Source organism: Naasia sp., assembly GCF_025465545.1.
In the GTDB taxonomy this organism is placed as follows: Bacteria; Actinomycetota; Actinomycetes; order Actinomycetales; family Microbacteriaceae; genus Naasia.
Genome location: NZ_JAODMK010000010.1, coordinates 70,711 through 96,425, shown reverse-complemented (window position 1 = coordinate 96,425; position 25,715 = coordinate 70,711). Strand labels below are relative to the sequence as shown.

Genomic DNA, 25,715 nt, shown 5'->3' with positions numbered 1-25,715 from the left:
CGTCCTACGTGCCCCCGTCCCGTCGTCGGCTCTGCTCCGTCGGCTCAGCGCCGGTCGAGCAGGGCGTCCTCCACGTCGTCATCAGTGGGCTTGGCGGCACGGCGCTGGGCCCGGCGGGCGGCACGCTCCTGCTCCTCTGGCTCGTCCGCGTTGCGGTAGCGGTACTCCTGCCGGATGGCGAACGCCAGCCCGCCGAAGCCGATCAGGGCGAAGATGACCCACTGGAGCGCATAGGAGAGATGCGGCCCCTCGTCGAGCTCGGGACGCACCGCCGCCGCGGGTCGTTCGGGCGGCGCCGGATCCTCCGAGTCGAGGAGGCCGTATGCGGCGGAGTAGATCGGCTCGTCCAGGAGCCGCTCCACCTCGGAGAGCTGGATGGAGGCAAGGATCCCGCTGGCCGTCGTGCCTCCCGGCAGGCTCGGCTCGCCGCCCTTGAGGCGGGCCACCACGGTCACCTCGCCAGGCGGCGGGGGAGGCGCCTCCGAGGGCGACGACCCATCCGAGGCGAGGGGGATCCAGCCGCGGTCGATGAGGAACACCGCGCCCTGATCGGTCCGAAACGGCACGAGCACCTCGAACCCGCCGTCGCCGTCCTTCGGGCGGTTGCGGACGAGCAGCTGATCCTCGCCCTGGTAGGAGCCGGTCAGCACCACGGGGCGCCATTCGTCGGCTCGGGAGTAGTCGTCCCGCTCGGGCAGCAGTTCCGCCAGGGGAGTCGGCGGGGAGTCGTAGTTCTGCTGGATGTAGCGGATCTCCTGCACCTTCTCGTCTCGGCGTGCCAGCTGCCAGGAGGCCAGACCGGCGCACGCGAGGGCGAAGATCACGGCGAGCAGCAGATAGCGCGCCCATCGGGCGGACAGGACGAAGCGCCATCCGCTCATCAGCGCACCTCCGCAGCGGTCGGGTCCTCGACCATCCGCACCGGGAACTCCCGGGCGGCGAGATAGTCGTGCAGATATTCCCGGTGCTCGCCGCAGGCCAGCCACACCTTGCGCCGGTCCTCGGAGTGGATGCGGGGGTTGCGCCATTCCAGGGCGCACACCGCGGCGTTCCGGCAGCCCGCACGTGAGCACGTCAGCTGCGGAGGAGCCTCGCTCACGAGTCCTGCGGGGGCCGGTGCCCCGCTGGGGAGGCGGCGGGAGCGCTCGACGTGCCCGCGTCGGCCGGGGGGAGGATGACGGGCACGATCGCGCCGGGACGTGTCACCTGCGGCACTGCCGCGGGCCTCGCGCCCACGTTCGCGACGACGACCGCGACATAGGGCAGCACCAGCGCGGCCACCACCATGACGACGACCCACCAGCCCTGCACGAAGATGAGCGCGATGACGCAGAGGGTGCGGATGCCCATCGCGACCGAGTACTTGATCATGCGGGAGCGACGCTCGTCGGTGGGAGAGGCCGGCAGAGTGGTGATCGATTGCGTCGAGGTGCTCTTGCTCATCAGGTGGCCTCAGCCTACGCCGGTCCTCCGACTGAGCGCTGTGCGGTCCTAGGCTGGTCCGGTTCACCCCGAGCGAAGGAGCGCCGTGACCCAGAGGACCGTGCTGATCACCGGAGGAAACCGGGGGATCGGCTACGCCATCGCCGAGGAGTTCGTGCGCCAAGGGCACAGGGTCGCCGTCACCTCACGCTCCGGCACCGGCGGACCCGACGGCGCGCTCACCGTGGCGGCCGACGTCACGGACAGCGCCAGCGTGGATGCCGCGTACACCGCCGTCGAAGCGGAGCTCGGACCCGTCGAGGTCGTCGTCGCGAACGCCGGCATCACCCGGGACACCCTCGTGCTGCGGATGAGCGAAGCGGACTTCACCGATGTGCTCGACACCAACCTCACCGGCGCATTCCGGGTCGTCAAGCGGGCGTCCAAGGGCATGCTCAAGGGCCGCTTCGGACGGGTCGTCCTCATCTCGAGCGTCGTCGGGCTCTATGGCGGCGCCGGCCAGGTCAACTACTCCTCCTCGAAGGCCGCACTCGTCGGCATGGCCCGCTCGCTCACCCGCGAACTCGGCGCACGGGGCATCACGGCGAACGTCGTCGCGCCCGGCTTCATCGAGACCGAGATGACCGCGGCGTTGCCCGAGGCGCAGCAGGCCGAATACAAGAAGGCGATCCCGGCCGGCCGCTTCGCCAGCACCGGCGAGGTCGCCAAGGTCGTCGCCTGGATCGCCTCAGACGATGCCGGCTACATCTCCGGCGCCGTGATCCCGGTCGATGGGGGATTAGGCATGGGGCACTGACTCCTCCTCCGACTCGGTGCAGCGGCGGGGACGGCGTCGAGCGTCCGTGCAGGAGCAGCGTGCCGGACGGTGTGCCGACGTGACGCGAAGCGAGGCCGAGGTCCAGTCCAGGGTCCCCGCCTTGTCGAGCTGCTTGGCCTTCCAACTGCTCGCGTGTTTCCGTCGGTGGTGACTCCGGCGGAGATGGGCGAGGGGAACCGGCAGGTCGGGTCCCACGCCCGGAGGGAGGGGTGCGAACCCGAACCCGTGCTCCCCTCAGGGGAAGCGGTGCTTCCGACGTGGATTCAACGGGCGGGCTGAGACGCCGCTCCGCGGCTCCCCACCAGCGGGAACCATCGTCAGCCGCGGAGGGCGAGGAGGGGGAGCAGGGTCGAGAGGTCACGCACGTCGAGGAGGATGTCGGCCACGGCGCGCACGGGGGCCTTCGCGTCGAAAGCCACCGAGAGGCCGGCGATGGCCATCATCGGCAGGTCGTTCGCCCCGTCGCCCACCGCGACCGTCCGGCTGAGGGGGAGGCCGCACTCGGCCGCCCACTCTCGCAGCGCCGAGGCCTTCGCCGCCGCGTCGACGACCGGGCCCTGCACCCGGCCGGTCAGCCGGCCGCCCTCGACCTCCAGTCGATTGGCCCGCCAGAAGTCGAGACCGAGACGCTCGGCGAGGGGATCGAGGACCTCGTGGAATCCGCCGGACACCGTGCCGACCCGGCCACCCGCCGCATGCACTGCGGCGATCATCTCCGGGACCCCGGTGGTGACCGTGATGGCGGCCCGCACCTCCGCGAACACCGAGACGGAGAGGCCCGCGAGGGTGCGCACCCGCTCCCGCAGGCTCTGCTCGAAGTCCAGCTCGCCGTTCATCGCCCGGAAGGTGATGTCGGCGACCACGTCGCCGCTGCCCGCTGCATCGGCGAGGAGCTCGATGACCTCGTTCTCGATCAGCGTCGAGTCGACGTCGAGCACCACCAGGTGCCGGGCGGGCGCTATGGCGATACCCGCTCGCCCTTGCCCACCACGGTGATCCCGCTGTCGGTGACCGTGAAGCCGCGCTCTCGGTCCCGCACTGGGTCGACCCCCACCCGGGCGCCCTCCTCGATCACGACGTTCTTGTCGAGGATCGAGCGGGCGACGACGGCGTTCGGATGCACCCGTGCGCGGTCGAAGAGCACACTGTCGGTGACCACGGCGCCCGACTCGATCGTCGACCAGGGGCCGAGGACGCTCCGCTCCACCCTCGCACCGGAGATCACCGAGCCGAGGGAGACGATGGAGTCGATGGTGAGGCCCGTGTTGCCGCGCGCGTCGCGAACGAGCTTGGCGGGCGGTGAGTTGAGCTGCTGCGTGATGATCGGCCAGGCCTGGTTGTAGAGGTTGAACACGGGCAGAGCCGAGATCAGGTCCTGGTGCGCCTCGAAGAAGGACTCGATCGTCCCCACGTCCCGCCAGTAGAAGCGGTCGCGGTCGGTGGCGCCGGGAACCACGTTGCGGTTGAGGTCGTAGACGCCGGCATCGCCGTTGCGGACGAAGGCAGGGATCAGGTCACCGCCCATGTCGTGGCTCGAGCCCTCGAGCTCGGCATCGGCGTGCACGGCGGCGACCAGCGCGTCGGTGTTGAAGACGTAGTTGCCCATGGAGGCGAGCACCTCGTCGGGCGAGTCGGCGAGACCCCGCGCGTTCTTGGGCTTCTCCAGGAACCGGCTGATCTTCGTCGGCCGCCGCGCAGTCGTCTGGATGACACCGAACTGATCGGCGAGCGACAGGGGTTGGCGGATCGCCGCAACCGTGACCCCCATGCCCGATTCGACGTGCGCGTCGATCATCTGCTCGAAGTCCATGCGATACACGTGGTCGGCTCCGACCACGACGATGATGTCGGGCTTCTCGTCATTGATGAGGTTGAGGCTCTGCAGGATCGCGTCGGCGGAGCCGGTGTACCACCGCTTGCCCAGCCGCTGCTGCGCGGGAACGGACGCCACGTAGGAGTTGAGCAGACCGGACAGCCGCCAGGTCTCGGCGATGTGCCGGTCGAGGCTGTGCGACTTGTACTGAGTCAGCACGACGATCTGCGTGAGACCCGAGTTGAGGAGGTTCGAGAGCGCGAAGTCCACGAGCCGGTAGGTGCCGCCGAAGGGCACTGCAGGCTTGGCGCGATCTGCAGTCAGGGGCATCAAGCGCTTCCCTTCACCGCCCGCGAGAACGATGCCGAAAATCTTCTTCGATGCCATGTCGGCATCCTATCGGCCGACGCCCCCGCTTCGGTATGGAAGTGCCCCCTCATCAGCCGTCCCCCTAAGGGGGCCCGCCCGTACTACCGTGAGCCGTGTGCGAGTAGATCTGCTGACAAGGGAGTATCCGCCGGAGGTCTACGGCGGAGCGGGCGTCCACGTGGCCGAGCTGGTCCGGGCGCTGCGCGGCGACATCGACGTGGTGGTGCGGTGCTTCGGCATGCCGCGGGACGAACCCGACACCTACGCCTACCTGGTGCCGGCCCAGCTCGCCGAGGCGAATCCTGCGCTGGCGACGCTCGGCGTCGACCTGCAGATCGCGGCGGACGCGGCCGGCGCAGACCTGGTGCACTCCCACACCTGGTACGCGAACGCGGCGGGCCGCATCGCCAGCCTGCTGCACGGGATCCCGCATGTGGTGACCGCGCACAGCCTGGAGCCGCTGCGCCCCTGGAAGGCCGAGCAGCTCGGCGGCGGCTACCGCCTCTCCAGCTGGGTGGAGCGGGACGCGTTCGAGAGCGCCGACGCGGTCATCGCAGTCAGCGAAGGCATGCGCCGCGACATCCTCCGGTCCTATCCGGCGCTCGACCCCGCGAAGGTGTCCGTCGTCTACAACGGCATCGATCTGGAGCAGTGGCAGGCGGTGGAGGACGACGAGCTGCTGCGCGGCCTCGGCATCGACCCGAGCCGGCCGTCGGTGGTCTTCGTCGGCCGCATCACCCGGCAGAAGGGCCTGCCCTACCTGCTGCGCGCCGCCCGGGCCCTGCCCGCAGACGTGCAGCTGGTGCTCTGCGCCGGCGCCCCTGACACGCCCGAGATCCTCGCCGAGGTCAGCGACGCGGTGCGGGTGCTCCAGCAGGAGCGCACGGGCGTCGTGTGGCTCGACCGCCTGCTCAGCCGCCGGGAGCTGAGCTGCGTGCTCGGCTCCGCCACCACCTTCGTCTGCCCGTCGGTCTACGAGCCCCTGGGGATCGTCAATCTGGAGGCGATGGCGTGCGGCGCCGCAGTCGTCGGCACGGCGACCGGAGGCATCCCCGAGGTCGTCGAGGACGGCGTCACGGGCAGGCTGGTCCCGATCGAGCAGGTGCAGGACGGCACCGGCACTCCCGTCGACCCCGACCGCTTCGTGGCGGACCTCGCTGCGGTGCTCACCGAGGTCGTCGCCGATCCCGAGAAGGCCCGGCGCTACGGCGAGGCAGGACGCCGTCGCGCCGAGGAGCACTTCGCCTGGGACCGGATCGCGACGGACACACTGGCCGTCTACGAGTCCGTTCTGCGCGGCTCGTGAGCCTCGGAGCGTGCCGATACGAGCGGATAGGGTGGAGCGCATGACCACGGTTCTCCAGCTGTCCGACGTGTCGGTCACCCGTGATGGGAACACCATCCTCGACTCGGTGGACTGGACGGTCGACAGCTCGGAGCGGTGGGTCATCCTCGGCCCGAACGGCGCGGGCAAGACCACGCTGCTGCAGATCGCCGCCGCACTCCTGCACCCCAGCCGCGGCACGGCGACGGTGCTCGACCAGCGCATCGGCGGCACCGACCTGTTCGAGCTGCGGCCGCGCATCGGCTTCGCCTCCACCGCAATGGCCCGCCGCATCCCGGCATCCGAGTCGGTTCTCGACGTCGTGCTCACGGCCGCCTACTCGGTCACCGGACGGTGGAACGAGCAGTACGACGACCTCGACGTGCGGCGCGCCCAGCGGGTGCTCGCCGAGTGGAAGCTCGGCCACCTCGAGAACCGCCGCTTCGGCGAACTGAGCGACGGCGAGCAGAAGCGCGTGCAGATCGCCCGGTCGGTGATGACCGACCCGGAGCTGCTGCTCCTCGACGAGCCGGCCGCGAGCCTCGACCTGGGCGCCCGCGAGGAGCTCCTCCAGCTGCTCGGCGGCTATGCCAGCTCGCCGCACGCGCCCGGCATGATCATGGTCACCCACCACGTCGAGGAGATCGCCCGAGGCTTCACCCACGCGCTGCTGCTCGCGCAGGGCAAGGTCGTCGGCTCCGGTCCGCTCGGCGATGTGCTGACCTCCGAGGTGCTCTCGCAGACCTTCGGGCTGTCCCTGCAGGTGACCGATGAGGGCGGCCGGTACACGGCTCGCGCGAGCTGACCTTCCCTCGCTCGCGCATGCGGGCTCTGCTATCCTTGTCTGTCGGCCCTTTCGGCCACAGACTTCCCTTTCCGCTCTCCCAGATCTGAGGTTCGTCCGCCATGAAGTCCGGCATCCACCCCGATTACAACACCGTCGTGTTCCGCGACCTCGCATCGGGCGAGACCTTCCTCACCCGCTCCACCGTCTCCAGCTCGAAGACGATCGAGTGGGAGGACGGCAACAGCTACCCCGTCATCGACGTCGAGATCTCCTCCGCCTCGCACCCGTTCTACACGGGCAAGCAGCGGATCATGGACTCCGCCGGTCGCGTCGAGAAGTTCAACTCCCGCTACAAGAACTTCGGCAAGTAGTCGAGCTGGTGGTGACTGCCGAGGGCAGTCACCACCTCCGACAGCTCGCCGAGGATCGACAGCCGCGCATGCGTGCGCAGTGTCGTGAAATCTCCAGCACTCTCGGGCGGCGTTCCGCGGGCCTGGGTTCCGTGGTTCCGAGACGCCCGCGGCGCGGGCTCCCCACCGGTGGGAGTGCGCCTCGGGCTCGCGCCTGAGCGGGAGTGTCCCGGTTCAGCGACAGGGCCAGGCGCCCGACGTCGTGAAGTCCGGGTCCTTCGTGCGACGCATGTACTCCTCGAAGCTCGCCGCCTGCTCGCGGCACCACCGGACCTGCATGTCGTGCAGTCGGTCCGCCTCCACTCCGAGCTCCACCGGGTAGCGGCGGGCGAGGACCTGCGCCACCCGGCCGGCCGCGATCGCGTCGGCTCCTGCGTCGTGGGCGTCGGACAGCTCCACGCCGTAGAACGCGGCCGTGTACTCCAGGGTGCGCTTGCCCTTGCGGAAGCGGTCCATTGCACGGTCGACCACCAGGGGGTCGACGACCAGCCCTGAGCCGTCGAGCGGCTCCAGGGCGTGGCGCGCCGCCTCGCGCGCGAGCAGCGTGAGGTCGTACGGCGCGTTGTAGATGACGAGCGGGATGCCTCGCCGCTCGACCGAGCGGATCGCAGCCAGGATCTCGGGGATCACCTCGGCGGCCGAGCGGCCGTACCGGCGCGCCCGATCGGTGGTGATGCCGTGCACGGCGGCAGCGCCGTCGGGGATCTCGACGCCGGGATCCAGCAGCCAGTCCTTGCGCTCCACGATGCCGCCGTGCTCGTCGAGCACCCCGACGTGAGCGCTGACGATGCGGGCTGTTTCGGTGTCGATGCCGGTCGTCTCGAGGTCGAACACGCCGAGCATCGACGCCCAATCCGGAGCGGCGGGCAGCAGCGGCTCGATCAGGGGAGTGTCGACCACCGGCGCCGGGGCGAGACCCGCCGAGAACATCGGCTCGAAGTCGGACGGCTCGGCGAGAGGCGCGAGAGCCGGATCGAGCACAGACAGCACGGCCGCCTCGAGCACAGGCAGCGGGTCCGGGCCGGCCGCGACAGGCGAGGACGCCGCCTCGACGGGCAGTGCGAGCACGGGGCGCGACTCGGCAGCTGCGTCCTCGGCCGGCGCTGCCGGCGCCATCACCGACTGCAGCGGAACGACCTCCGCCGGGTCGAGGTCGATGAGCGGCTCCAGGAAGAGCGCGTCGCCGGCGATGCCCTGCGTCGCGACCCGGGAGGCCCTGGCCCGGCGGGGAGCCGGTGTCTCCGGAACGAGGTCGGCGGTCAGCTCGAAGAGGGGAAGGTCCTCCTCGTGCAGGTACCGGAGATCGGGGCCGTCCAGCGTGCTCGTCGCATTCACGCCGTCAGACTAAGCACGACCCCCGACGACGCGGGGCAAGCGCGCCGAGCGCGGCTCAGGCGGGGCGGTCGGTGATCTTCAGCCAGTAGAAGCTCTGGGTCCCGAGCGTCAGCGTGACCACGCCGTCCCCGGCGATCGACGGGAACTGCCCGCCGCCGAACAGGTCCGTGAGGCTGGCCCCGGCATGCTCGGGCATCTGGACCGTCACCGAGATCGGATTGTGGGCGAAGGAGAAGATGCAGAGGATCTCCTCCGACTGGTCTCCGAAGTGCATGCCGCTGCCCGCGTAGGAGCGCACGAACGCCAGAGCCGACTCGTGGTCCGTCTGCTGCACCTGGAGGGAGCCGAGACCGAAGGTCGGGTGGGCCTTCCGCACGTGGATCACGTTCCGCACCCAGTGCAGCAGGGACCGCGACTGCGCGAGCTGAGCCTCCACATTGATCAGCGAGTAGTGGTAGACGAGCGACTGGACGACCGGCAGGTAGAGCTTTCCGGGGTCGGCCGAGGAGAAGCCGGCGTTCCGGTCGGGGGTCCACTGCATCGGAGTGCGGGAGGCATCCCGGTCGCTGAGCCAGATGTTGTCCCCCATGCCGATCTCGTCGCCGTAGTAGAGGAACGGGCTGCCCGGCAGGGCGAACAGCAGGGCGTGCGCGAGCTCGAGCTCGGCCCGCGAGTTGTCGAGGAGCGGCGCAAGTCGGCGGCGGATGCCCACGTTGCTGCGCATCCGCGGGTCGTAGGCGTACCAGCCGTACATCGCCTGCCGGTACTCCTCCGAGACCATCTCGAGCGTCAGCTCGTCGTGGTTGCGCAGGAAGACTCCCCACGCCGCGCCGGGCGGCACATCCGTGGTCTCGGAGAGGATCTTCACCAGTTCGCCGGAGGTCTGGGAGCGCAGTGAGTAGAAGATGCGCGGCATGACGGGGAAGTCGAAGGCCATGTGGCACTCCGGCTCCTCCGCGGTGCCGAAGAACGCGGCCACCTCACGGGGCCACTGGTTCGCCTCGGCGACGAGCATCCGGCCCGGGTACTCGTCGTCCACCATCCGCCGCAGCCTCTGGATGTACGCGTGCGTCGGGGGCTCACCCTCGCCGTTGCCCTCCTCCGACTCGAAGAGATACGGGATGGCGTCGAGCCGGATGCCGTCGACGCCCATGTCGAACCAGAACCGGATGATGTCGAAGATCGCGTCCTGCACCGCCGGGTTCTCGAAGTTGAGGTCCGGCTGGTGCGAGAAGAAGCGGTGGAAGAAGAACTGCCGGCGCACCGGGTCGAAGGTCCAGTTGGACTCCTCGGTGTCGACGAAGATGACGCGGATGTTCTCGTACTTCTTGTCGGTGTCGCTCCAGACGTAGAAGTCGCCGTACGGGCCGTCCGGGTCCTCCCGGGACGCCTGGAACCAGGGGTGCTGATCGGAGGTGTGGTTGAGCGGGAAGTCCATGATGACCCGCATGTTGCGCTCGTGCGCCTTGGTCACGAGCTCGCGGAACTCGTCGAGCGTGCCGAACTCGGGCAGGACGGCCTTGAAGTCGGAGACGTCATACCCGCCGTCGCGGAGGGGCGACTGGTAGAACGGCGGAAGCCAGAGGGCGTCGATGCCGAGCCACTGCAGATAGTCGAGCTTCGAGATGAGGCCGCCGAGGTCGCCCGTGCCGTCCCCGTTGCTGTCCGCGAAGCACCGCACCATCACCTCGTAGAACACCGCCCGTCGATACCACTGGGGGTCCAGAGCGAGTCCGGGCAGAGTGATGGGTGCGGTGAAGCTCACGGGCGGTCCCCTCGCGGATGTGGGTGTGCGAATAATCCTAGGGTCGGCGCCCGCCCCCGCCAGGCCCTCCCGGGGGCGCGGGCTCGCGCCGTAGACTGTGCGCGATGAAGGTCGTCCTGTCGCCGCACGCCGAGCGGGGAGCGGTCGTCGAGGGCGTCGCGCGGACCGCCCAGGTGCTCGGCTCCACCACCAGCTACTGGGACTACGGACCGGCCGACGCGGCCGTCACCCTCGTCGCCGTGCACGGCTTCCGTGGCGACCACCACGGCCTCGAGGCGATCGTCGGCTATCTGTGCTCCGCGCACCCGAACGTGCGGGTGATCGCGCCGGACCTGCCGGGCTTCGGCGTCTCCGAGCCGCTCGCGGACTCCCGGCACGACATCGACGGATACGTCCGGTGGCTCGAGGCGTTCCTGCGGGAGCTCGGGCTGCTGGGCGCCGCCGCGCTGCTCGGTCACTCCTTCGGCACGATCCTCGTCTCCGCTGCGCTTGCCGGGGGCATGCCCGCCCCGCGCGCCGTCCTCGTCAACCCGATCGCCTCACCGGCGCTCTCCGGACCCAACGCCCTCGGCACCCGGCTCGCCGTCTTCTACTACTGGCTCGGCTCGCGCATCCCGGAGCGGGTCGGCTTCGCCCTGCTCCGCTGGCGCGTCGTCACCCGCGGTATGAGCGTCACCATGGCGAAGACCCGCGACCGCGCGCTCCGGCGATGGATTCACAATCAGCACGACCTGTTCTTCGGCGCCTTCGCGCGGCGGGACGTCGTGCTGGAGGCCTTCAGGGCCTCGGTCACCCACGACGTCAGCGACTACGCGCCCCGGATCCGCATCCCGGTGCACCTGATCGCGGCCGAGAAGGACGACATCACGCCCGTCGCTGATCAGCACAGGCTGGTGGCGCTGTTCCCGCACGCGACCCTGCGAGTGCTCGAGGGCGTCGGCCACCTCATCCACTACGAGGTGCCGCAGGAGGCCGCCGACGAGGTGGCCGGGTTCCTGCTGCCCCGCGCGCCGTGACCGCGTCAGGGGCCGCCGCGCCCGTGAACGCCGCCCCGGGGAACGCCGGCGGCATCGTGGTGGACTGCCGCTATGTGCGCACCGACGGCAGGCACGACGGGATCAGCCGCTATTCGGCGGGGATCACGACCGCGCTGTCCCGGCTTGTGCCGGTGACGATGCTCGTGTCGCACCCGCGGCAGCTGGAGCTGCTGCCCGAGCTGCCGTGGCGCCGGGTCTCGCCGCCCACCAGTCCCTTCGAGCCCCTCGTGGCCCGACAGGTCAACCGACTCCGGCCGAGCGTGGTGTTCAGCCCGATGCAGACGATGGGGTCCGCCGGCCGCCGGTATCCGCTCGTGCTCACGCTGCACGACCTGATCTACTACCGGCACCGCACCCCGCCGGCCGAGTTCGCCTGGTGGGTGCGGGGGCTCTGGCGGATCTACCACCTGGCCTGGTGGCCCCAGCGCGTGCTGCTGAATCGGGCGGACGCCGTGGTCACGGTCTCCGAGACGACGAAGGCGCTGATGGCCGAGCATCGCCTGACCCGGCGACCCGTCACAGTGGTGCCGAACGCCGCCGACGTGGCGCCGGCGGCGGAGCGCCGCGCCGCGCCGGCGAAGGCTCTCGTCTACATGGGCGCCTTCATCGGCTACAAGAACGTGGACACCCTGGTCCGTGCCGCCGCGCTGCTGCCCGACTACGAGCTGCGCCTGATGAGCCGGGTGACCGAAGGCGAGAAGGCGAGACTAGAAGCGCTGGCGCCCGCGGCCCGGCTCGTGTTCCGGAACGGGGTGAGCGACGAGGAGTATCGGGCGGAGCTGCTCGGCGCGACGGCGCTCGTCTCCGCGTCCCGCGACGAGGGCTTCGGCATCCCCGTCGTGGAGTCGATGAGCGTCGGGACCCCCGCGATCCTCAGCGACATCGCGATCTTCCGGGAGGTGGGCGGGGACGCGGCGCTCTTCGCACCAGCAGACGACGCGGCCGCATTCGCCGCGGCGGTGCGGCTTCTCGAGGGCGAGGGGGAGTGGGAGCGGCGTTCCGCCGCCTCGGTCGCCCAGGCGGCGCGGTTCAGCTGGGACGCCTCCGCGGCCGTGCTGCACACGCTCCTGGAGGACCTCGTGGCGCGCGGCGGTGTGAACCGCACGTTCCGGGGCAGGGTCAGGACACCCGCACGACCTCGCCGCCGCTGAGCGCGACCAGCCGGTCCGGGGCGATCGGGAACACCGCGCTGGGCGTGCCCGCGGCCGCCCAGAGCACCTCGAGCCCCAGCAGGTCCCGGTCGATGAGGGTCCGCAGGGGAGCACGATGGCCGAGCGGCGGTACACCGCCGATGCTGTAGCCGGTCGCCGCCTTCACCGTTGCGGCGTCCGCCTTCGACAGCTCGCCTCCCGCCGCGCGGCCCACCAGCTCGAGGTCCACGCGGTTGGGTCCGGAGACGAGCACGAGGAGGGGATCGGCGCCATCCGGGGTGCCGAGCAGGAAGACGAGGCTCTTGACGATCGCGGCGACCGGAACACCGAGGGCCGCTGCGGCCTCCGCCGCCGTGTGCGCCGACGTCTCGGTCTCCCGCACGCGGCCGGGCTCGCCCAGCGCGGCGAGCTTCTCCTGGAAGCGCTCAGCGTGTCGGTGCATCGGACCGTGCGTCGAGGGTCGGGACCGCCCAGGGCGTGCCGTTGAACTCCACGAGGCCGAGCACACCGTCGCGGTAGCGGAACCGATGGGCGGAGCCGTTGGGGATCGGCTGACCCGCCTCGGGCCACGCGTAGTCGGTGGCGTCGCGGACCAGGGAGCCGATGACACCCCCGTGGCTCACGACGAGCACCGACTGGCCCGGGTGCTCCTCCGCGATGTCGATGAGGGCCGGACGGACGCGCTCGATCACGGCGTCGCGGCTCTCGCGTCCCGTCACCTGGCGACCGCCGTCGAAGCGGGCCTCCACCTCCGCGCCGGTCAGTCCCTCCGCCGCGCCGTAGTGCCGCTCCCGGAGGTCGTCGACGGTCTGCACGGAGTGCAGCCCGACCTCTGCGGCGATGATCCGGGCGGTCTCGAGGGCCCGGGACAGCGGACTGGACACGATGGCGTCCCAGTGCTGGTCGGCGAGCAGGCGCCCGGCGGCGCGGGCCTGCTCGCGTCCCGTCTCGTTGAGCGGGATGTCGCTGGACCCCTGGATCCGCTCCTGCAGGTTCCAGTCGGTCTGGCCGTGGCGGACGAGGACGAGGTGGGTCACGGGGCTCCGGAGGGTTGGGGACGGGTCAGGCGGTCAGACGCGAGGCGAGGGCCTCGAGCGTCTCGGTGGTGCCGGCATCCAGCTTAATCGTCGCCTTGCGGTCGCCCTTCGTCGGACCGCGGTTGATGATGACGACGGGTGTCCTGCGCCGCCGCGCGAGGTCGAGCAGGCGGACTCCGGAGTTCACCGCCAGGGACGACCCGGCGATCACCAGGGCGTCCGCGCGCCGCACGAGAGCACTCGCCTCCGCGAACTTCTCGAGCGGCACGAACTCGCCGAAGAAGACGACCTCCGGCTTGAGCATGCCGCCGCACACCGTGCACTCGGGCACCACGAAGTCGTCGATGGAGACGACCTCCGCGTCCCCATCCGGATGAATGACCACTGCCTCTGGCAGCTCCAGCCAGGGGTTCGCCGCGTCGATGCGCTCGGCGATGGCGCTCCTCGCGAAGATCTGGCCGCACGCCAGGCAGCGGACGCGGTCCACGGAGCCGTGCAGGTCGACGACGTGCCGGGACCCGGCCCGCAGGTGCAGCCCGTCCACGTTCTGGGTGACGACGCCGTTCACGATGCCGCCGTTCTCGAGGTCCGCGAGCACCTGGTGCCCGCGGTTCGGCTCTGCTGCGTCGAACTGGCGCCAGCCCAGGTGGCTGCCGGCCCAGTAGCGCTGGCGGAACCGCGAGCCGGCGAGGAACTGCTGGTAGGTCATCGGCGTCCGCTTCGGTGCGCCGTCGCCGCGGTAGTCCGGGATGCCGGAGTCCGTGCTCATGCCGGCCCCGGTGAGCACGACGACGGTGCGGCCGAGGAGGAGCTCGGCGGCCGCGTCGAGCTCGCGGTCCGTCGCGGTGGCGCGGGGCACTAGCGTGGACATGGATCTCCCTGACACCAGAGTAGACAGCCGCGGCCTGTCCTCGGCGCGGGGCCGGCAGCACGGGGGGCGAGCAATGCGGGTGACGCCCATCGACGGGCTGGGTCGCCCTGAGCTCGCGGACTTCTCACGACTCACCGACGTGAGCCTCCGCCGGCTGCAGGAGCCGGCCGGCGGGCTCTACCTCGCGGAGTCGACGAAGGTGATCGGGCGGGCGATCGCCGCAGGTCACGTCCCCCGTGCCGTGCTCACCCGCGAGTCCTGGCTGCCGGACCTCGAGCGCATCCTGGCCGCCTTCCCCGAGGTGACCGTGTTCGTGGGCGACGGCGCCGTGCTCGAGGAGCTGACCGGCTACCACCTGCACCGCGGGGCGATCGCGTCGATGCACCGTCCCGTCCTGCCGGATCCGGCCACGCTCCTCGCCGACGCGCGGCTCGTGGTCGTACTCGAGGACATCGTCGACCACACCAACGTGGGCGCCATCTTCCGTGCGGCCGCGGGCATGGGTGCCGACGCGGTGCTCGTGACCCCCCGCTGCGCCGATCCGCTCTACCGGAGGAGCGTGCGGGTCAGCATGGGGACGGTGCTCCAGGTGCCGTGGACCCGGCTGCCCGAATGGAGCGAGGCCGCACCCCTGCTGCACGACGCCGGCTTCACGATCGCCGCGCTGGCCCTGGCGGACGATGCGGTGCCGCTCGACCGATTCGCCGCGGAGGCGCGGGAGCGGATCGCGCTGGTGCTCGGCTCGGAGGGCGACGGGCTCTCGCGTTCGGCCCTGCGGGCCGCGGATGTCGTGGTGACGATCCCCATGCGGCACGGAGTCGACTCGCTCAACGTCGCGGCGGCAAGCGCCGTGGCGCTGTGGGAGCTGCGTCCCCGCTGAGCGGCGCCGCAGCGCCCACGTCAGCAGGACGGCTTGCTGATCGTGACGGTGATCGCGGTGGTGGCCTTCGCGCCCGAACCGGGGGCAGGATGCTGCGCCGTCGGCTTGCCTGTCCCGGCGGCGTCCACCACACAGGCCTCGCGCACGTCGCCGAATCCGGCGGCACCGAGCCGTGCTCGGGACTCGCCGAAGGAGCTGCTCGCCGTCACCGCGTCGGGAACCGTCATCAGCTTGCCGTTGCTCGTGTACACCGAGACGATCGCGCCCCGGCTCGTGGTGCCCGAGGGGTTCGTGCCGATCACGATGCCGACGGGCAGGTCGGAGTCCCGCTTGCCGCCGTCCTCGAAGCCGAAGCCCGCGTCCTCCAGCTTGGCCCTGGCCGAGTCGAGGGTGAGCCCCTTCACGTTCGGCACCTCGGCGGTGCGGCCACGCAGGAGGTTGGCGGGCGGCTCGGGGAACGGGTCGCCGCCGTACTTGGCGTTGGCGACGCTCATGATCCGCGGCCAGATGCGGTGGCGAGCGTCGGCTGCATAGCCACTGGGGAAATTCATCTCACGAAGGCTCACCGCCCCCTTGTTCTGGGTGTTGAACGCCCCCGCGACGGTCACCGCCTTCGAGCTCCCGCCCGTGATCCAGGTCGCGTGGGCGTCGTCGGTCGTCCCGGTCTTGCTGAACATCGGAGCGAAGGTGGTGAGGGCGTAGTAGGAGGAGCGCCCCGTCCCGCCCTCGAGCGCCCTGTTCAGGGCGTATGCGGCGGTTGCGGCGACGTCGGCGCTGATCACCCGCTTGCAGGACTTCGGCGGAACCGGGATCTCCGAGCCGCCCCGCTTCACGATCTTCACGATCGCGATGGGCTGGCAGCTCATCCCGCCGGCCGCGACGGTGGCGAAGGCGGTGGCCATCGAGAGAGGAGCGATCTCGTTGGTGCCGAGCACGAATGCAGGTCCCTGCTGCATGGGGTCGCCATTGGCGCGATGAGCGCCCATCGCCTCCGCCGTCTTGCGGATGCCGCAGAGGTCCAGCTGCTTCGCCATGGCCATGAAGCCCGTGTTCATCGATTGCATCGTGTTGTACAGGGCGGTCCAGTGGCCGCCCGGCTCGTTGTTGTCGTTGTGGGGGGAGTAGCCCCCTGCGTTGACTGTGCCGCCGTCCGCGCACGAGTCGCGGAAGGTTCCCCAGCTGGGGCGGACGCGAGCGTCGACGCCCTCGTTCAGTCCGTGGCCCTCCTTCAGCCACTGCACCAGGGTGAAGAGCTTGAAGGTCGACCCCGGCTGGAAGCCGCTGGAGCCGCCGTAGTCGATGTCGGTGTTGTAGTTCACGGCGCTGTATTGGGGCTTCTTGAGGACCGCCGGGTCTTCGGAGTACTTGGTGTTCTGCGTCATCGCCAGGATCTTGCCGGTGCCAGGCTGCACTGTCACGGCGACGCCGCCGATGTGCAGGCCGGCCATGTGGGCCGGCACGTTGTCGTGGACGGCGGATTCGGCCGCCTTCTGCAGGTCGGGGTCGAGCGTGGTGTAGACGTCGTAGCCCGCCCGCACGAAGTTCTGCCAGCGAGTCTTCGAGTCGCCGAAGAAGTCGTCGTTCTTGAAGAGGTTGGTGACGTAATCGCAGAAGTAGGCGGCGCCCTTCGCCGTCTGGCAGCCCGTGCTCGGCTCGGTGATCTTCGGCTCGATCGGCGCCGCGACCGCTTCGTCGTGCTCGCCGAGGGTGATCATCCGCTCCTCGAGCATGTTGTCGAGGATGTAGTCGCGGCGATCCTTGTTGGTGGCATAGCCGTTCGCGGAGCCGTTGCTCTCGCTGTCCGGGTAGTCAAGGCGGAACTTCTCCGGGTTGTTGACGATGGCCATCAGGCTCGCGGACTGGGGCAGCGTCAGCTTTGCCGCGCTCGTCGAGAAGAAGTAGTTGGCGGCGGCCTCCACTCCGTAGACGCGCCCACCGAAGTGGGCGATGTTGAGGTAGCCGAGCAGGATCTGCTCCTTGGAGTACTTCTTCTCCAGGCCGATCGCGAGGCGCATCTCGCGCAGCTTGCGGGCCTGGGACGGCGCGGTCGCCTCCCTGAAGGCGGCGCTCACCTCTTCCTGCGTCTTGAGGTCCTTGATCGTGTTCTGGATGATGACGTTCTTCACGTACTGCTGGGTGATGGACGAGCCGCCCTGCACGTCCTTCTTCATCAGGTTGGAGAGGACCGCGCGCAGGGTTCCTGGCAGGTCGATGCCGCCGTGCTCGTAGAAGCGCGGGTCCTCACCGGCGACCGCGGCGTCCTTGGCATAGCCGGAGACCTTCTCCCACGGCACCTCGACCCGGTTCTGGTCGTAGAAGCTCGCGAGGAGCTTGCGCTTGCCGTTCGCCTTGGTGGCGTAGATGTTGGTGCGCTGGGACAGGGCGCCGATCTCGAGGTAGGAGGGCAGGTCCTCGAAGATGCCGATGGTCTCGTTCGCGGCGATGCTCGTCACGGCGAGGGCAGGCGTGATGGCGACCGTCGCGAGCACGCCGACGGCGGCGCTGACGCCGACGAAGCCGAGGAAGCCGGCGAATCTGCTCGTGAAGCGGGCGAACGACATGGGTCCCTTTCCGCGGGTCACGATACGGGAGTGGGCACCCCCCTTTCGGGAGGCGGAGCCGACGATCCCTCGGATCCCGGCCGTCCGAGGGTCGCGGCCGGCTCGCCGGATGCTCCGCTTATCCTTTTCCCGTGTCGAATCCGGTCCGCGTCACCAGCCGGAAGCGGATCTACCGCCGTCGCCGCGCCCTCGTCTTCGGGACGCTCGCCGTTCTCCTCGCCGGGGGCGTCTATGTGCCGACTGCGGCGGCAGCCGACGTGCCGGACGCTCCCGCGGTGATCGCAGCTCCCGATGTCCCTGCGACCGAGGCGGTCGAGCCGGACTTCCCCGACTTCGGGCGGGGCGCGATCGGCGCGATCGGCTTCGACGGCGTCCTCGCCTCGAGCGGGGACCAGGGGCCGTTCCCGATCGCCAGCATCACCAAGGTGGTCACGGCTCTCGTCGTGCTCGATGCCAAGCCGCTCGGCGCGGGCGAGGACGGCCCCGACATCGAGTTCACCGACGCCGACGTGCAGATCTACAACGACGTGCTCGCCCAGAACGGCTCGCTGCAGCCCGTGAGCGCCGGCATGGTGCTCACCCAGCGGCAGACGATGGAGACGATGCTCATCCCCTCCGCCAACAACTACGCGGAGTCGCTCGCCCGCTGGGCCTATGGCTCGAGAGACGCCTACCTGACGGCAGCCCGCGCCTGGCTCGACTCCCACCAGCTCACCGACACTGTTGTGGAGGACGCCAACGGCCTCTCCCCGTCCAACAGGAGCACCCCCGCGGACCTCGTCGCGCTGGGCGAACTCGCGCTCGCCGACCCGACCGTCGCTGCGATCGTCGCGATGCCCGCCGCCGTCGAGCCGGGCATCGGGACGATCGAGAACACGAACCAGCTGCTCGGCACTTCCGGCGTCGACGGCATCAAGACCGGCACCACCGACGAGGCCGGCGCGTGCCTCCTCTTCTCCACCGACATCCCGGTGGGCGGGGAGACGGTCACCGTGGTGGGCGCGATCCTCGGGGCCGCCGACCACGACGTGCTGGATGACGCCGTGGTCGCGCTGCTCGCGAGCGTGACGCCCGGATTCCACGAGGTCCCCCTGGTGCACAAGGGTGATCCCTACGCGGAGTACAGCACCGAGTGGGGGAGTGAGGCGACCGCGGTGGCGGCCGAATCGCGGTCGGTCCTCACCTGGTCGGACACCCCGGTCACCGCCGAGGTCTCCGCCCGGCCGCTCGAGTCGGGTGCCGCGGGTGAGGACATCGGCAGCGTGACGTTCACGGTGGGCGATCGCGAGTACGAGGTGCCCCTCGAGCTCGATGCGAGCCTCGCGGACCCGGATCTGTGGTGGCGGGTCACCAACCCGCCATGGGCGCGCTCCGCCGTGCCCGCCGCCTGACGCCCGCGACCTCGGCTAGAGCGCGGTCGTGGTGTCCGTCCTCGCGTACGGGCCCGCCTCGGGGCGCTTCGGCAGCACGGAGTCCCCGGAGGAGACCCGGCGGATGCGGCGGATCGCCCAGGGCACGAAGTACTTCCTCGCCCACACCAGGTCGTCGGTGCGCGACTGACGCCACGTGCGGGAGGGGAAGGACTCGGGCCGCATCGGCTGGAGGTCGTTCTCCACCCCGAGCGTGCGCAGGACCATGCGGGCGACGGTGTGATGACCGAGCGGTGCGAGATGCAGGCGATCCCGGTCCCACATGCGTGCGTCCTGGATCTCGGTGAGCGCCCACTGGTCGGCCACCAGGGTCCCGTGACGCTGGGCCACCTTGCGGATGTTCTCGTTGTAGATGGCGATGCGGCCGCGGATCCGGGTGAAGACGGGGGAGAAGCCCACGTCGGTGCCGGTGAACAGCACGATGGTGGCTCCCGTCGCGGCGAGGCGGGAGACCGCGCCGTCCAGCTTGTCCGCCAGCGCGTCCGGGTCCGCGCCGGGCCGGATCACGTCGTTGCCGCCGGCGGAGAGGGTGATGAGGTCGGGCAGCAGAGCGAGCGCGGGCTCGATCTGCTGATCGATGACCTGCTGCAGCAGTTTGCCGCGCACCGCCAGGTTGGCGTAGGCGAAGTCGTCCACCGACTGGGCGAGCACCTCCGCCACGCGGTCCGCCCAGCCGCGGTGGCTGCCGGGCCTGCCGGGCTCCGGATCGCCGATCCCCTCGGTGAAGGAGTCCCCGAGGGCCACGTACCGCCGCCAGGCGTGTTCGCCCGTCATCGTCCACCTCCTGACCCGGCAGACACCTCTGGCCGGGAACGATCCCATTGTGCTCCTCCCCGGCGACACGCTGACCGCCGTCAGAAGGCCCCGGTACTATTTGATCGAGTGAGCACATCGCACTTGTTTCCCCCGACTCCGGGGACGAGTGCAGCGGAGCACATGTCGCCGTCCTTCCCTGGACGCTCGCCGTGGGGCACGGCCGGCAAGCTCCGCGCCTGGCAGGAGGAGGCGCTCACCGCCTACTTCGAGCGCGAGCCGAAGGACTTCCTCGCCGCCGCGACGCCGGGCGCAGGCAAGACGACCTTCGCGCTCCGCCTCGCCAAGGAGCTGCAGGCCCGCCGGGTGGTGGACCGGCTGATCGTGGTCGCGCCCACCGAGCACCTCAAGCGGCAGTGGGCGGAGGCGGCCGAGAAGGTCGCCATCCACCTCGATCCCACCTTCCGCAACAGGGACCGCTGGTTCGGCCGGCACTACCACGGCATCGCCGTGACCTACGCCCAGGTGGTTGCCGATGCGGCCCTGCACCGCCAGCTCACCGAGGCGGGCAGGACGCTCGTCATCCTCGACGAGGTCCACCACGGCGGCGACGCCCTCAGCTGGGGCGACGCGATCCGCGAGGCGTTCTCGCCGGCCGCCCGCCGCCTCTCCCTGTCCGGCACGCCGTTCCGATCGGACACCGCCGCGATCCCGTTCGTCGAGTACGTGCGGGACCGGGAGGGCATCCGCGTCTCCCGCACCGACTACGACTACGGCTATGAGCGGGCGCTCAGGGACGGCGTCGTCCGTCCCGTCATGTTCATGGTCTACGCAGGCTCGATGCGCTGGCGCACCACCGCGGGCGAGGAGATGGAGGCCAAGCTCGGCGAGGGCAACACGAAGGACATCACGTCCCAGGCCTGGCGCACCGCGCTCGACCCGTCCGGCGACTGGATCCCCTCCGTGCTGCGCGCGGCGGACCGCCGCCTCACCGAGGTGCGCCAGGGCGTCCCCGACGCGGGTGGCCTGGTGATCGCGACGGACCAGTTCGCCGCACGGGCCTACGCGCGGATCCTCGAGGACATCTGCGGCGAGGCGGTCACCATCGTGCTCTCCGACGAGAAGGCGTCGAGTGACCGGATCGCCGACTTCGCGGGCAGCACGACGCGCTGGATGGTCGCGGTCCGGATGGTGTCGGAAGGCGTCGACGTGCCGCGCCTCGCCGTCGGGGTCTATGCGACCTCGTCCGCGACGCCGCTCTTCTTCGCGCAGGCGATCGGGCGCTTCGTCCGGGCCCGCCGGCGCGGCGAGACGGCCTCGGTGTTCCTGCCCGACGTGCCCACCCTGATGGCGCTCGCGGGCGCCATGGACGTGCAGCGGGAGCACGCTCTCGACCGGCCGCGGAACGAGGACGAGAACGGCGTCGACGAGGACGCGATGAACGCCGCGAACCGTGAGGAGAAGGCGTCCGACGCGCTCGGGCAGGAGTTCACCTTCGAGGCGGTCGGCTCGGCGGCGATGTTCGATCGGGTCGTCTACGAGGGCGGCGAGTTCGGCTTCGAGGCGGAGTCGGGCAGCGCCGAGGAGCTGGACTTCCTCGGCATCCCGGGCCTGCTCGAACCGGATCAGGTGCGCGAGCTCCTCCAGCACCGCCAGTCCCGCCAGGAGCGGCGGCGCAAGTCGCGCCCGGCGGAGGTCCGCGCGGAGGACCCGACACCGCTCTACCGCAACGTGAAGGAGCAGCGGAGCCTGCTCAACAGCCTCGTCGGCATGTGGGCGAAGACCTCAGGGGAGACCCACGCGATGATCCATGCCGAGCTCCGCCGGATGTGCGGCGGACCCGCGGTGGCGCAGGCGAGCGTCACCCAGCTGCAGTCGCGGATCGAGCTGCTGCGCAAGCGGATGGGCTCGCACTGATGCCGCCGGTCGCGCCGATCCGCCGGGTTCTGCCGGAGCGCTGATGCAGACCTTCCTGCCCTACGAGTCCTTCGCCGAGAGTGCCGCTGCGCTCGACCAGGCGCGGCTGGGCAAGCAGCGCGTCGAGACGCTGCAGGTGCTGCGCTCCCTGCTGCTGCCCACGTATGGCTGGCAGAACCACCCGGTGACGAAGATGTGGCGCGGCTTCCTCCCCGGCCTCACCGCCTACGGGCTCGCCACGGTGGACGAGTGGGTCCGCCGCGGGCACACCGACAGCACGCGGCACCTGATCGCAGAGTTCGCGCCCGGCGTGGTGGGGAAGAGCCAGGAGGAGCTCGCCGAGCGCCGCATGCTGCCGGCCTGGATCGGCGACGAGGAGCTGCACCGCAGCCACCGCTCGAACCTGGTGCGGAAGGCGCCGGAGTACTACCGGCCGATGTTCCCCGACGTGCCCGACGACCTCGACTACCTGTGGCCGCCCGAGGGGGAGAGGCCGCCCGCCCCGAGCGGCGAACCGCTCTGGGTCGTCCGGCCGAGAACCGGCGAGGACCTGACCGAGTGGCAGGAGGAGGGCTTCCTCGCGGTGGGTGAGCGGTCGCCGCTCGGCCGAGACACGCCCAACTGGCGCGCGCAGGTCGCCGCCTTCGTCGACGCGCTCGAGCCGGGCACAGAGGTGGGGGCGCTCGTCGGCAACGAGGGCACCGTGCACCGTGCCACCGTGACCGGCGACGTGCAGACGCGGGTCGAGGAGGCCGGCACGGTCACCCTGGTGCGAGCTGCCGAATTCGCGGGCACGCTGGCGCGAACGGACTTCACGGTGCCGGCGATCCTCCAGGATCCCCGTTCGGTCTTCACCGCCCCGCTGCGCACCGACGGCTGAGCCTGTCGCAGGCCGAGGAGCCGCACAGGCGCCGTATCGGAGCCGAGGCGACCGGACCGGACTGCTCAGCCGAGCTCGGTCAGCAGCGGGGGCAGCTCGTCGAGCAGCTCTCGCGCGAGGAAGCCGAGCGGACCGATCCGCGCCGACAGCCGATCGCCCGCCGCCGAGTGCAGGTAGCCCGCCCAGCATGCCGCCTGGGCTGAATCGGCGCCGCGCGCTCGCAGGCCGGCCATCGCTCCCGCGAGCACATCGCCGGACCCGGAGGTGGCGAGACCGGAGTGCCCGGTCGTCACCTCCCAGCGCCGGCCGCCCGGCTCGGCGACCATCTGCATGAGGCTGACGACCGCGCCGTAGCGGTCCGCGATCTCCGCGGCGTCGTCCTCGAGCTCGCCCGGGTCGCGTCCGAGCAGGAAGCCCGCCTCCGTGACGTTGGGCGTGAGGAGCAGGCGTCCGGACAGTCGCTCACGCACGCGCGTCTCGCCGGCGAGTGTGCCCAGTGCGTAGGCGTCGAGCAGCACCGGCGTCTCGTCCTCGAGCAGGTCGACGAGCTCACGGAGCAGGATCGCCGCCTCGTCCGGGTCGTCGAGTCCGGGACCGGCCACCACGCAGGACGCCCCGGAGATGTCGCGGGCCAAGGCGGTCACCCCGGCGCCGCGAACCGCGCCGGACGCCGTCTCGGGCAGGCCCATCACTCCGGCTTCCGGGAAGACCGCGGCGACGGCGGGCGCGACGCTCTCGGCGATGCCGAGGGTGATCCGGCCGGCGCCCACCCGGAGGGCGCCGAGCCCGGCCAGCACGGCCGCGCCGGGTGTGCGTCGCGCACCGCCGATGATGAGCACGTCGCCGCGCTGATGCTTGGAGCTGCCCGCCTCGGGCAGCGGCCACTGCCGGAGGGATGCGGGGGTGATCGGCTCAGGACGTTCGGGCATCGGTGTCCCCTCTGTGCTCGGTGACCGGCGCGTCCTCGCGCCGGAGGTGCTCGACGGCGTTGACCGCCTCGGCCCGCCAGATCCCGGTGCCGCTCGGGCGCACCAGCCGGGTCAGCGATCCGTTGGGCACCGGCTCGGTGCGGGCGATGGTCATCAGAGTCTCCTCGTCGAGCCGCTCGCACACGTAGCGGAAGACCCGGATGACGGCGTCGTGACAGACGATCAGCACCCGTTTGCCGTCCTCCTCGCGGTCGAGGTCGGCGAGCAGGAAGCGCACCCGCAGGGCGACGTCCACCCAGGACTCCCCGCCGGGCGGCCGGTAGTAGAACTTGCCGAGCCAGTTGCGGCGTTCCGCCTCGGTGGGGTGCAGGCGCCGGACTCCGCGGCCGGTGAGAGCGTCGAGGATCCCCAGCTCCCGGTCCCGCAGACGCTCGTCACGGCGTGTCTCCAGCTGGATGCCCCCCGCCTCCAGCGCGAGCATGCCCGTCTGCACGGCACGCCGGTACGGCGAGACCCACAGCGATTCGGGGCGCTCGTCAGGGCGGAGGTCGGCCAGATAGGCGCCCACCGCCTCGGCCTGCTCGCGTCCTCGCGAGGAGAGGACCACGTCGGCGTCCCTGGCCGGAACCGCCACGCGATCCGACCGTGAGCGGTCCGCCTCTGTGGCAGCGACGTTCGCCTCGCTCTCGCCGTGCCGGACAAGGAGGAGTTCTACCGCGCCCATCTGCCGACCATAATCGACGGTCCGCGGCGGGCCCGCCCGGTTGACTGGGAGACTGGAGGGGTGATCGACTCTCCTGCCACGAGCCCCTCGCCCCAGCCCGAGCCCAGCCCGGCGGATGTGCGCCGCTGGCGCAGGTACCTCGCTGACGAGCAGGCGGAGGCCATCGTCTACCGGGATCTGGCCGCCCGCCGGACGGGGGAGGAGCGCGCCATCCTGCTCGCCCTCGCCGACGCGGAGGGGCGGCACGAGGCGCACTGGCGCGAGCGGCTGGGCAGCCGCCTGAAGAGCGAGCCGAGGGTGGACCTGCGCACTCGGATGCTCGGCTTCCTGGCACGCCGCTTCGGGTCGGTCTTCACGCTCGCGCTCATGCAGCGCGCGGAGTCCCGCACTCCCTACGAGGGCGACGCGGACGCCACCGACACGATGGCGGCCGACGAGCGGATCCATGAGGAGGTCGTCCGCGGCCTCGCGGCACGCGGCAGGCAGCGGATCTCCGGCACCTTCCGCGCTGCGGTGTTCGGCGCCAACGACGGCCTCGTCAGCAACCTCGCGCTGGTGCTGGGCGTTGGCGCGACGGGCGTCGCGCCGCAGACCGTCCTCTTCACCGGCGTCGCGGGGCTCCTGGCCGGGGCGCTCTCGATGGCGGCGGGCGAATACGTGTCGGTGCACTCGCAGCGCGAGCTCCTCGCCGGCGCGGCCCCCAACGCGGAGGCGAACCGGGCGGTCGCCGACCTGGACGTGGACGCGAACGAGCTGGCCCTCGTCTATCGAGCGCGTGGCATGGAGGAGGACGAGGCGCTGGTGCGGGCCGCCGCGGTGCTCGGCGGGCATGAACGGATCGGCGGGGTCGACCAGGGGGTCGATGATCACGATGTGGTGGGCACGGGCCGCAACGCGGCACTCTCGAGCTTCTGCTTCTTCGCGGTCGGGGCGGTCATCCCGGTGCTGCCGTGGCTGATCGGGCTCAGCGGGCTGCCCGCCGTCCTGCTCGCGGCCGCGCTGGTCGGCGTCGCACTCCTCGGCACGGGCACCGTGATCGGGCTGCTCTCGGGCGCCTCGCTCGTTCCCCGGGCCCTGCGTCAGCTGCTGATCGGCTACGGGGCGGCCGCGGTGACCTACGTGCTCGGCCTGCTCTTCGGGGCGTCGGTCGGCGGATGACCCGGATCGCGCGTCGCGTGCTCGTCTCGGGCCGGGTGCAGGGGGTCGGCTTCCGCTACTCCTGCCGGGCGAAAGCGGCTGCGCTCGGGGTGTGCGGCTGGGTGCGGAACCTCGAGGACGGCCGCGTCGAGGCGGAGCTGGAGGGCGACGAAGCCCAGGTGGCGGCGCTCATCCAGTGGCTGCACCGGGGCCCCGCCTTCGCCCGGGTCGCCGCGGTGGAGGTCTCAGAGATCGAGCCGAGCGGCACCGGAACCTTCGCCGTTCGCTGACGGGCCGTTCCGGCGCGAAGTGCCCCTTGTTGCGCGCACTTGGCGCCGGAACGGG

At 71.0% G+C, this 25,715-nt stretch carries 26 protein-coding genes; 12 read left to right on the top strand and 14 right to left on the bottom strand.

What is annotated here, in order from left to right; translation table 11 throughout:
• Nucleotides 1-44: 44 nt before the first annotated feature.
• Genes JWR33_RS02725 through JWR33_RS02715 form a run of 3 tightly spaced genes read right to left on the bottom strand, consistent with a single transcriptional unit; the run spans nt 45 to nt 1,443 of the window.
• On the bottom strand, nt 45-881 hold the full coding sequence (locus JWR33_RS02725) for an SURF1 family protein (protein ID WP_297409234.1): 837 nt from the start codon (nt 879-881) through the stop codon (nt 45-47).
• A complete protein-coding gene (locus JWR33_RS02720) occupies nt 881-1,099 on the bottom strand; it encodes a hypothetical protein (protein WP_297409232.1) in 219 nt (72 codons plus the stop codon). The genes JWR33_RS02725 and JWR33_RS02720 overlap by 1 nt, the downstream gene beginning before the upstream one ends.
• On the bottom strand, nt 1,096-1,443 hold the full coding sequence (locus tag JWR33_RS02715) for a DUF3099 domain-containing protein (protein WP_297409230.1): 348 nt from the start codon (nt 1,441-1,443) through the stop codon (nt 1,096-1,098). Before JWR33_RS02715 ends, JWR33_RS02720 begins: the two co-directional genes overlap by 4 nt.
• An 85-nt stretch (nt 1,444-1,528) precedes the next feature.
• On the opposite strand from JWR33_RS02715, the gene fabG reads away from it, so the two are divergent.
• A complete protein-coding gene (gene fabG, locus JWR33_RS02710; RefSeq protein WP_297409228.1) occupies nt 1,529-2,239 on the top strand; it encodes a 3-oxoacyl-ACP reductase FabG in 711 nt (236 codons plus the stop codon).
• 338 nt (nt 2,240-2,577) lie between these two features.
• On the opposite strand, the gene serB is transcribed toward fabG, so the two are convergent.
• Together serB and JWR33_RS02700 are read right to left on the bottom strand one after the other, a co-directional pair.
• Entirely contained in the window at nt 2,578-3,228 is a 651-nt protein-coding gene (gene serB / locus JWR33_RS02705; RefSeq protein WP_297409365.1) for a phosphoserine phosphatase SerB, read from the bottom strand.
• Nucleotides 3,219-4,460 (bottom strand): glucose-1-phosphate adenylyltransferase, encoded by a 1,242-nt coding sequence (locus JWR33_RS02700; RefSeq protein WP_297409226.1) that lies wholly within the window; start codon nt 4,458-4,460, stop codon nt 3,219-3,221. Before JWR33_RS02700 ends, serB begins: the two co-directional genes overlap by 10 nt.
• Nucleotides 4,461-4,557: 97 nt before the next feature.
• On the opposite strand from JWR33_RS02700, the gene glgA reads away from it, so the two are divergent.
• From glgA to JWR33_RS02685, 3 genes are all read left to right on the top strand, one after another.
• Nucleotides 4,558-5,748 carry a glycogen synthase gene (gene glgA / locus JWR33_RS02695; RefSeq protein ID WP_297409224.1) on the top strand — a complete coding sequence of 397 codons (1,191 nt, stop codon included), beginning with the start codon at nt 4,558-4,560 and terminating at the stop codon, nt 5,746-5,748.
• A gap of 40 nt (nt 5,749-5,788) precedes the next feature.
• Nucleotides 5,789-6,571, top strand: coding sequence for an ABC transporter ATP-binding protein (locus JWR33_RS02690; protein ID WP_297409222.1), 783 nt, complete (start codon nt 5,789-5,791; stop codon nt 6,569-6,571).
• A 101-nt stretch (nt 6,572-6,672) separates the two neighbouring features.
• Nucleotides 6,673-6,924 carry a type B 50S ribosomal protein L31 gene (locus JWR33_RS02685; RefSeq protein ID WP_297409220.1) on the top strand — a complete coding sequence of 84 codons (252 nt, stop codon included), beginning with the start codon at nt 6,673-6,675 and terminating at the stop codon, nt 6,922-6,924.
• A gap of 213 nt (nt 6,925-7,137) precedes the next feature.
• Here JWR33_RS02685 and JWR33_RS13530 read toward each other — a convergent pair whose 3' ends face one another.
• Nucleotides 7,138-8,298, bottom strand: coding sequence for an exonuclease domain-containing protein (locus JWR33_RS13530; protein WP_366073580.1), 1,161 nt, complete (start codon nt 8,296-8,298; stop codon nt 7,138-7,140).
• Nucleotides 8,299-8,353: 55 nt separating this feature from the next.
• Nucleotides 8,354-10,063: a maltose alpha-D-glucosyltransferase gene (gene treS / locus JWR33_RS02675; RefSeq protein ID WP_297409218.1), complete on the bottom strand. Its 1,710-nt coding sequence runs from the start codon at nt 10,061-10,063 to the stop codon at nt 8,354-8,356.
• A gap of 104 nt (nt 10,064-10,167) precedes the next feature.
• Between treS and JWR33_RS02670 the strand changes: the two genes are divergently transcribed.
• Both JWR33_RS02670 and JWR33_RS02665 read left to right on the top strand, forming a co-directional pair.
• Nucleotides 10,168-11,079, top strand: coding sequence for an alpha/beta hydrolase (locus JWR33_RS02670; protein WP_297409216.1), 912 nt, complete (start codon nt 10,168-10,170; stop codon nt 11,077-11,079).
• The gene (locus JWR33_RS02665) at nt 11,076-12,251 is read left to right on the top strand and encodes a glycosyltransferase family 1 protein (RefSeq protein ID WP_297409213.1); all 1,176 of its coding nucleotides are present in this window, start codon (nt 11,076-11,078) and stop codon (nt 12,249-12,251) included. The genes JWR33_RS02670 and JWR33_RS02665 overlap by 4 nt, the downstream gene beginning before the upstream one ends.
• On the opposite strand, the gene JWR33_RS02660 is transcribed toward JWR33_RS02665, so the two are convergent.
• The 3 genes from JWR33_RS02660 to JWR33_RS02650 are packed head-to-tail and all read right to left on the bottom strand — an operon-like array spanning nt 12,220 to nt 14,159.
• Nucleotides 12,220-12,693 carry a YbaK/EbsC family protein gene (locus JWR33_RS02660; protein WP_297409211.1) on the bottom strand — a complete coding sequence of 158 codons (474 nt, stop codon included), beginning with the start codon at nt 12,691-12,693 and terminating at the stop codon, nt 12,220-12,222. The two genes, JWR33_RS02665 and JWR33_RS02660, sit on opposite strands and share 32 nt — an antisense overlap.
• The gene (locus JWR33_RS02655) at nt 12,677-13,288 is read right to left on the bottom strand and encodes a histidine phosphatase family protein (RefSeq protein WP_297409209.1); all 612 of its coding nucleotides are present in this window, start codon (nt 13,286-13,288) and stop codon (nt 12,677-12,679) included. Before JWR33_RS02655 ends, JWR33_RS02660 begins: the two co-directional genes overlap by 17 nt.
• Nucleotides 13,289-13,313: 25 nt before the next feature.
• Nucleotides 13,314-14,159, bottom strand: a complete 846-nt coding sequence (locus tag JWR33_RS02650) for a Sir2 family NAD-dependent protein deacetylase (RefSeq protein WP_297409207.1) — start codon at nt 14,157-14,159, stop codon at nt 13,314-13,316.
• A gap of 73 nt (nt 14,160-14,232) precedes the next feature.
• Here JWR33_RS02650 and JWR33_RS02645 point away from each other — a divergent pair, with 73 nt between their 5' ends.
• On the top strand, nt 14,233-15,039 hold the full coding sequence (locus JWR33_RS02645) for an RNA methyltransferase (protein WP_297409205.1): 807 nt from the start codon (nt 14,233-14,235) through the stop codon (nt 15,037-15,039).
• A 20-nt stretch (nt 15,040-15,059) separates the two neighbouring features.
• On the opposite strand, the gene JWR33_RS02640 is transcribed toward JWR33_RS02645, so the two are convergent.
• Entirely contained in the window at nt 15,060-17,621 is a 2,562-nt protein-coding gene (locus JWR33_RS02640; RefSeq protein ID WP_297409203.1) for a transglycosylase domain-containing protein, read from the bottom strand.
• Nucleotides 17,622-17,731: 110 nt separating this feature from the next.
• On the opposite strand from JWR33_RS02640, the gene JWR33_RS02635 reads away from it, so the two are divergent.
• Complete coding sequence (locus tag JWR33_RS02635; RefSeq protein WP_297409201.1) at nt 17,732-18,991, top strand: D-alanyl-D-alanine carboxypeptidase; 1,260 nt, start codon at nt 17,732-17,734, stop codon at nt 18,989-18,991.
• A gap of 15 nt (nt 18,992-19,006) precedes the next feature.
• On the opposite strand, the gene JWR33_RS02630 is transcribed toward JWR33_RS02635, so the two are convergent.
• Nucleotides 19,007-19,804: an SGNH/GDSL hydrolase family protein gene (locus JWR33_RS02630; protein ID WP_297409198.1), complete on the bottom strand. Its 798-nt coding sequence runs from the start codon at nt 19,802-19,804 to the stop codon at nt 19,007-19,009.
• Between the two features lie 162 nt (nt 19,805-19,966).
• Between JWR33_RS02630 and JWR33_RS02625 the strand changes: the two genes are divergently transcribed.
• Both JWR33_RS02625 and JWR33_RS02620 read left to right on the top strand, forming a co-directional pair.
• Complete coding sequence (locus JWR33_RS02625) at nt 19,967-21,700, top strand: DEAD/DEAH box helicase (RefSeq protein WP_297409361.1); 1,734 nt, start codon at nt 19,967-19,969, stop codon at nt 21,698-21,700.
• 43 nt (nt 21,701-21,743) lie between these two features.
• Nucleotides 21,744-22,580 carry an MSMEG_6728 family protein gene (locus JWR33_RS02620; RefSeq protein WP_297409195.1) on the top strand — a complete coding sequence of 279 codons (837 nt, stop codon included), beginning with the start codon at nt 21,744-21,746 and terminating at the stop codon, nt 22,578-22,580.
• A 65-nt stretch (nt 22,581-22,645) separates the two neighbouring features.
• Here the strand turns inward: JWR33_RS02620 and JWR33_RS02615 are convergent, their stop codons facing one another.
• On the bottom strand, nt 22,646-23,509 hold the full coding sequence (locus JWR33_RS02615) for an NAD(P)H-hydrate dehydratase (protein WP_297409193.1): 864 nt from the start codon (nt 23,507-23,509) through the stop codon (nt 22,646-22,648).
• Nucleotides 23,493-24,233 carry a histidine phosphatase family protein gene (locus JWR33_RS02610; RefSeq protein ID WP_297409191.1) on the bottom strand — a complete coding sequence of 247 codons (741 nt, stop codon included), beginning with the start codon at nt 24,231-24,233 and terminating at the stop codon, nt 23,493-23,495. Before JWR33_RS02610 ends, JWR33_RS02615 begins: the two co-directional genes overlap by 17 nt.
• Nucleotides 24,234-24,293: 60 nt before the next feature.
• Here JWR33_RS02610 and JWR33_RS02605 point away from each other — a divergent pair, with 60 nt between their 5' ends.
• Nucleotides 24,294-25,391 (top strand): VIT1/CCC1 family protein, encoded by a 1,098-nt coding sequence (locus tag JWR33_RS02605; protein ID WP_297409190.1) that lies wholly within the window; start codon nt 24,294-24,296, stop codon nt 25,389-25,391.
• Nucleotides 25,388-25,660: an acylphosphatase gene (locus JWR33_RS02600; RefSeq protein ID WP_297409189.1), complete on the top strand. Its 273-nt coding sequence runs from the start codon at nt 25,388-25,390 to the stop codon at nt 25,658-25,660. The genes JWR33_RS02605 and JWR33_RS02600 overlap by 4 nt, the downstream gene beginning before the upstream one ends.
• Nucleotides 25,661-25,715: the final 55 nt, after the last annotated feature.

What these genes read in the sequence shown, in the direction of transcription:
- JWR33_RS02690 (WP_297409222.1), top strand. Translation starts at nt 5,789, where the DNA reads ATGACCACGGTTCTCCAGCTGTCCGACGTGTCGGTCACCCGTGATGGG.
- JWR33_RS02670 (WP_297409216.1), top strand. Translation starts at nt 10,168, where the DNA reads ATGAAGGTCGTCCTGTCGCCGCACGCCGAGCGGGGAGCGGTCGTCGAG.
- JWR33_RS02715 (WP_297409230.1), bottom strand. Translation starts at nt 1,443, where the DNA reads ATGAGCAAGAGCACCTCGACGCAATCGATCACCACTCTGCCGGCCTCT.
- JWR33_RS02650 (WP_297409207.1), bottom strand. Translation starts at nt 14,159, where the DNA reads ATGTCCACGCTAGTGCCCCGCGCCACCGCGACGGACCGCGAGCTCGAC.
- JWR33_RS02685 (WP_297409220.1), top strand. Translation starts at nt 6,673, where the DNA reads ATGAAGTCCGGCATCCACCCCGATTACAACACCGTCGTGTTCCGCGAC.
- JWR33_RS02625 (WP_297409361.1), top strand. Translation starts at nt 19,967, where the DNA reads ATGTCGCCGTCCTTCCCTGGACGCTCGCCGTGGGGCACGGCCGGCAAG.
- JWR33_RS02645 (WP_297409205.1), top strand. Translation starts at nt 14,233, where the DNA reads ATGCGGGTGACGCCCATCGACGGGCTGGGTCGCCCTGAGCTCGCGGAC.
- JWR33_RS02630 (WP_297409198.1), bottom strand. Translation starts at nt 19,804, where the DNA reads ATGACGGGCGAACACGCCTGGCGGCGGTACGTGGCCCTCGGGGACTCC.
- JWR33_RS02615 (WP_297409193.1), bottom strand. Translation starts at nt 23,509, where the DNA reads ATGCCCGAACGTCCTGAGCCGATCACCCCCGCATCCCTCCGGCAGTGG.
- JWR33_RS02725 (WP_297409234.1), bottom strand. Translation starts at nt 881, where the DNA reads ATGAGCGGATGGCGCTTCGTCCTGTCCGCCCGATGGGCGCGCTATCTG.
- JWR33_RS02660 (WP_297409211.1), bottom strand. Translation starts at nt 12,693, where the DNA reads ATGCACCGACACGCTGAGCGCTTCCAGGAGAAGCTCGCCGCGCTGGGC.
- JWR33_RS02600 (WP_297409189.1), top strand. Translation starts at nt 25,388, where the DNA reads ATGACCCGGATCGCGCGTCGCGTGCTCGTCTCGGGCCGGGTGCAGGGG.
- JWR33_RS02610 (WP_297409191.1), bottom strand. Translation starts at nt 24,233, where the DNA reads ATGGGCGCGGTAGAACTCCTCCTTGTCCGGCACGGCGAGAGCGAGGCG.
- JWR33_RS02620 (WP_297409195.1), top strand. Translation starts at nt 21,744, where the DNA reads ATGCAGACCTTCCTGCCCTACGAGTCCTTCGCCGAGAGTGCCGCTGCG.
- JWR33_RS02700 (WP_297409226.1), bottom strand. Translation starts at nt 4,460, where the DNA reads ATGGCATCGAAGAAGATTTTCGGCATCGTTCTCGCGGGCGGTGAAGGG.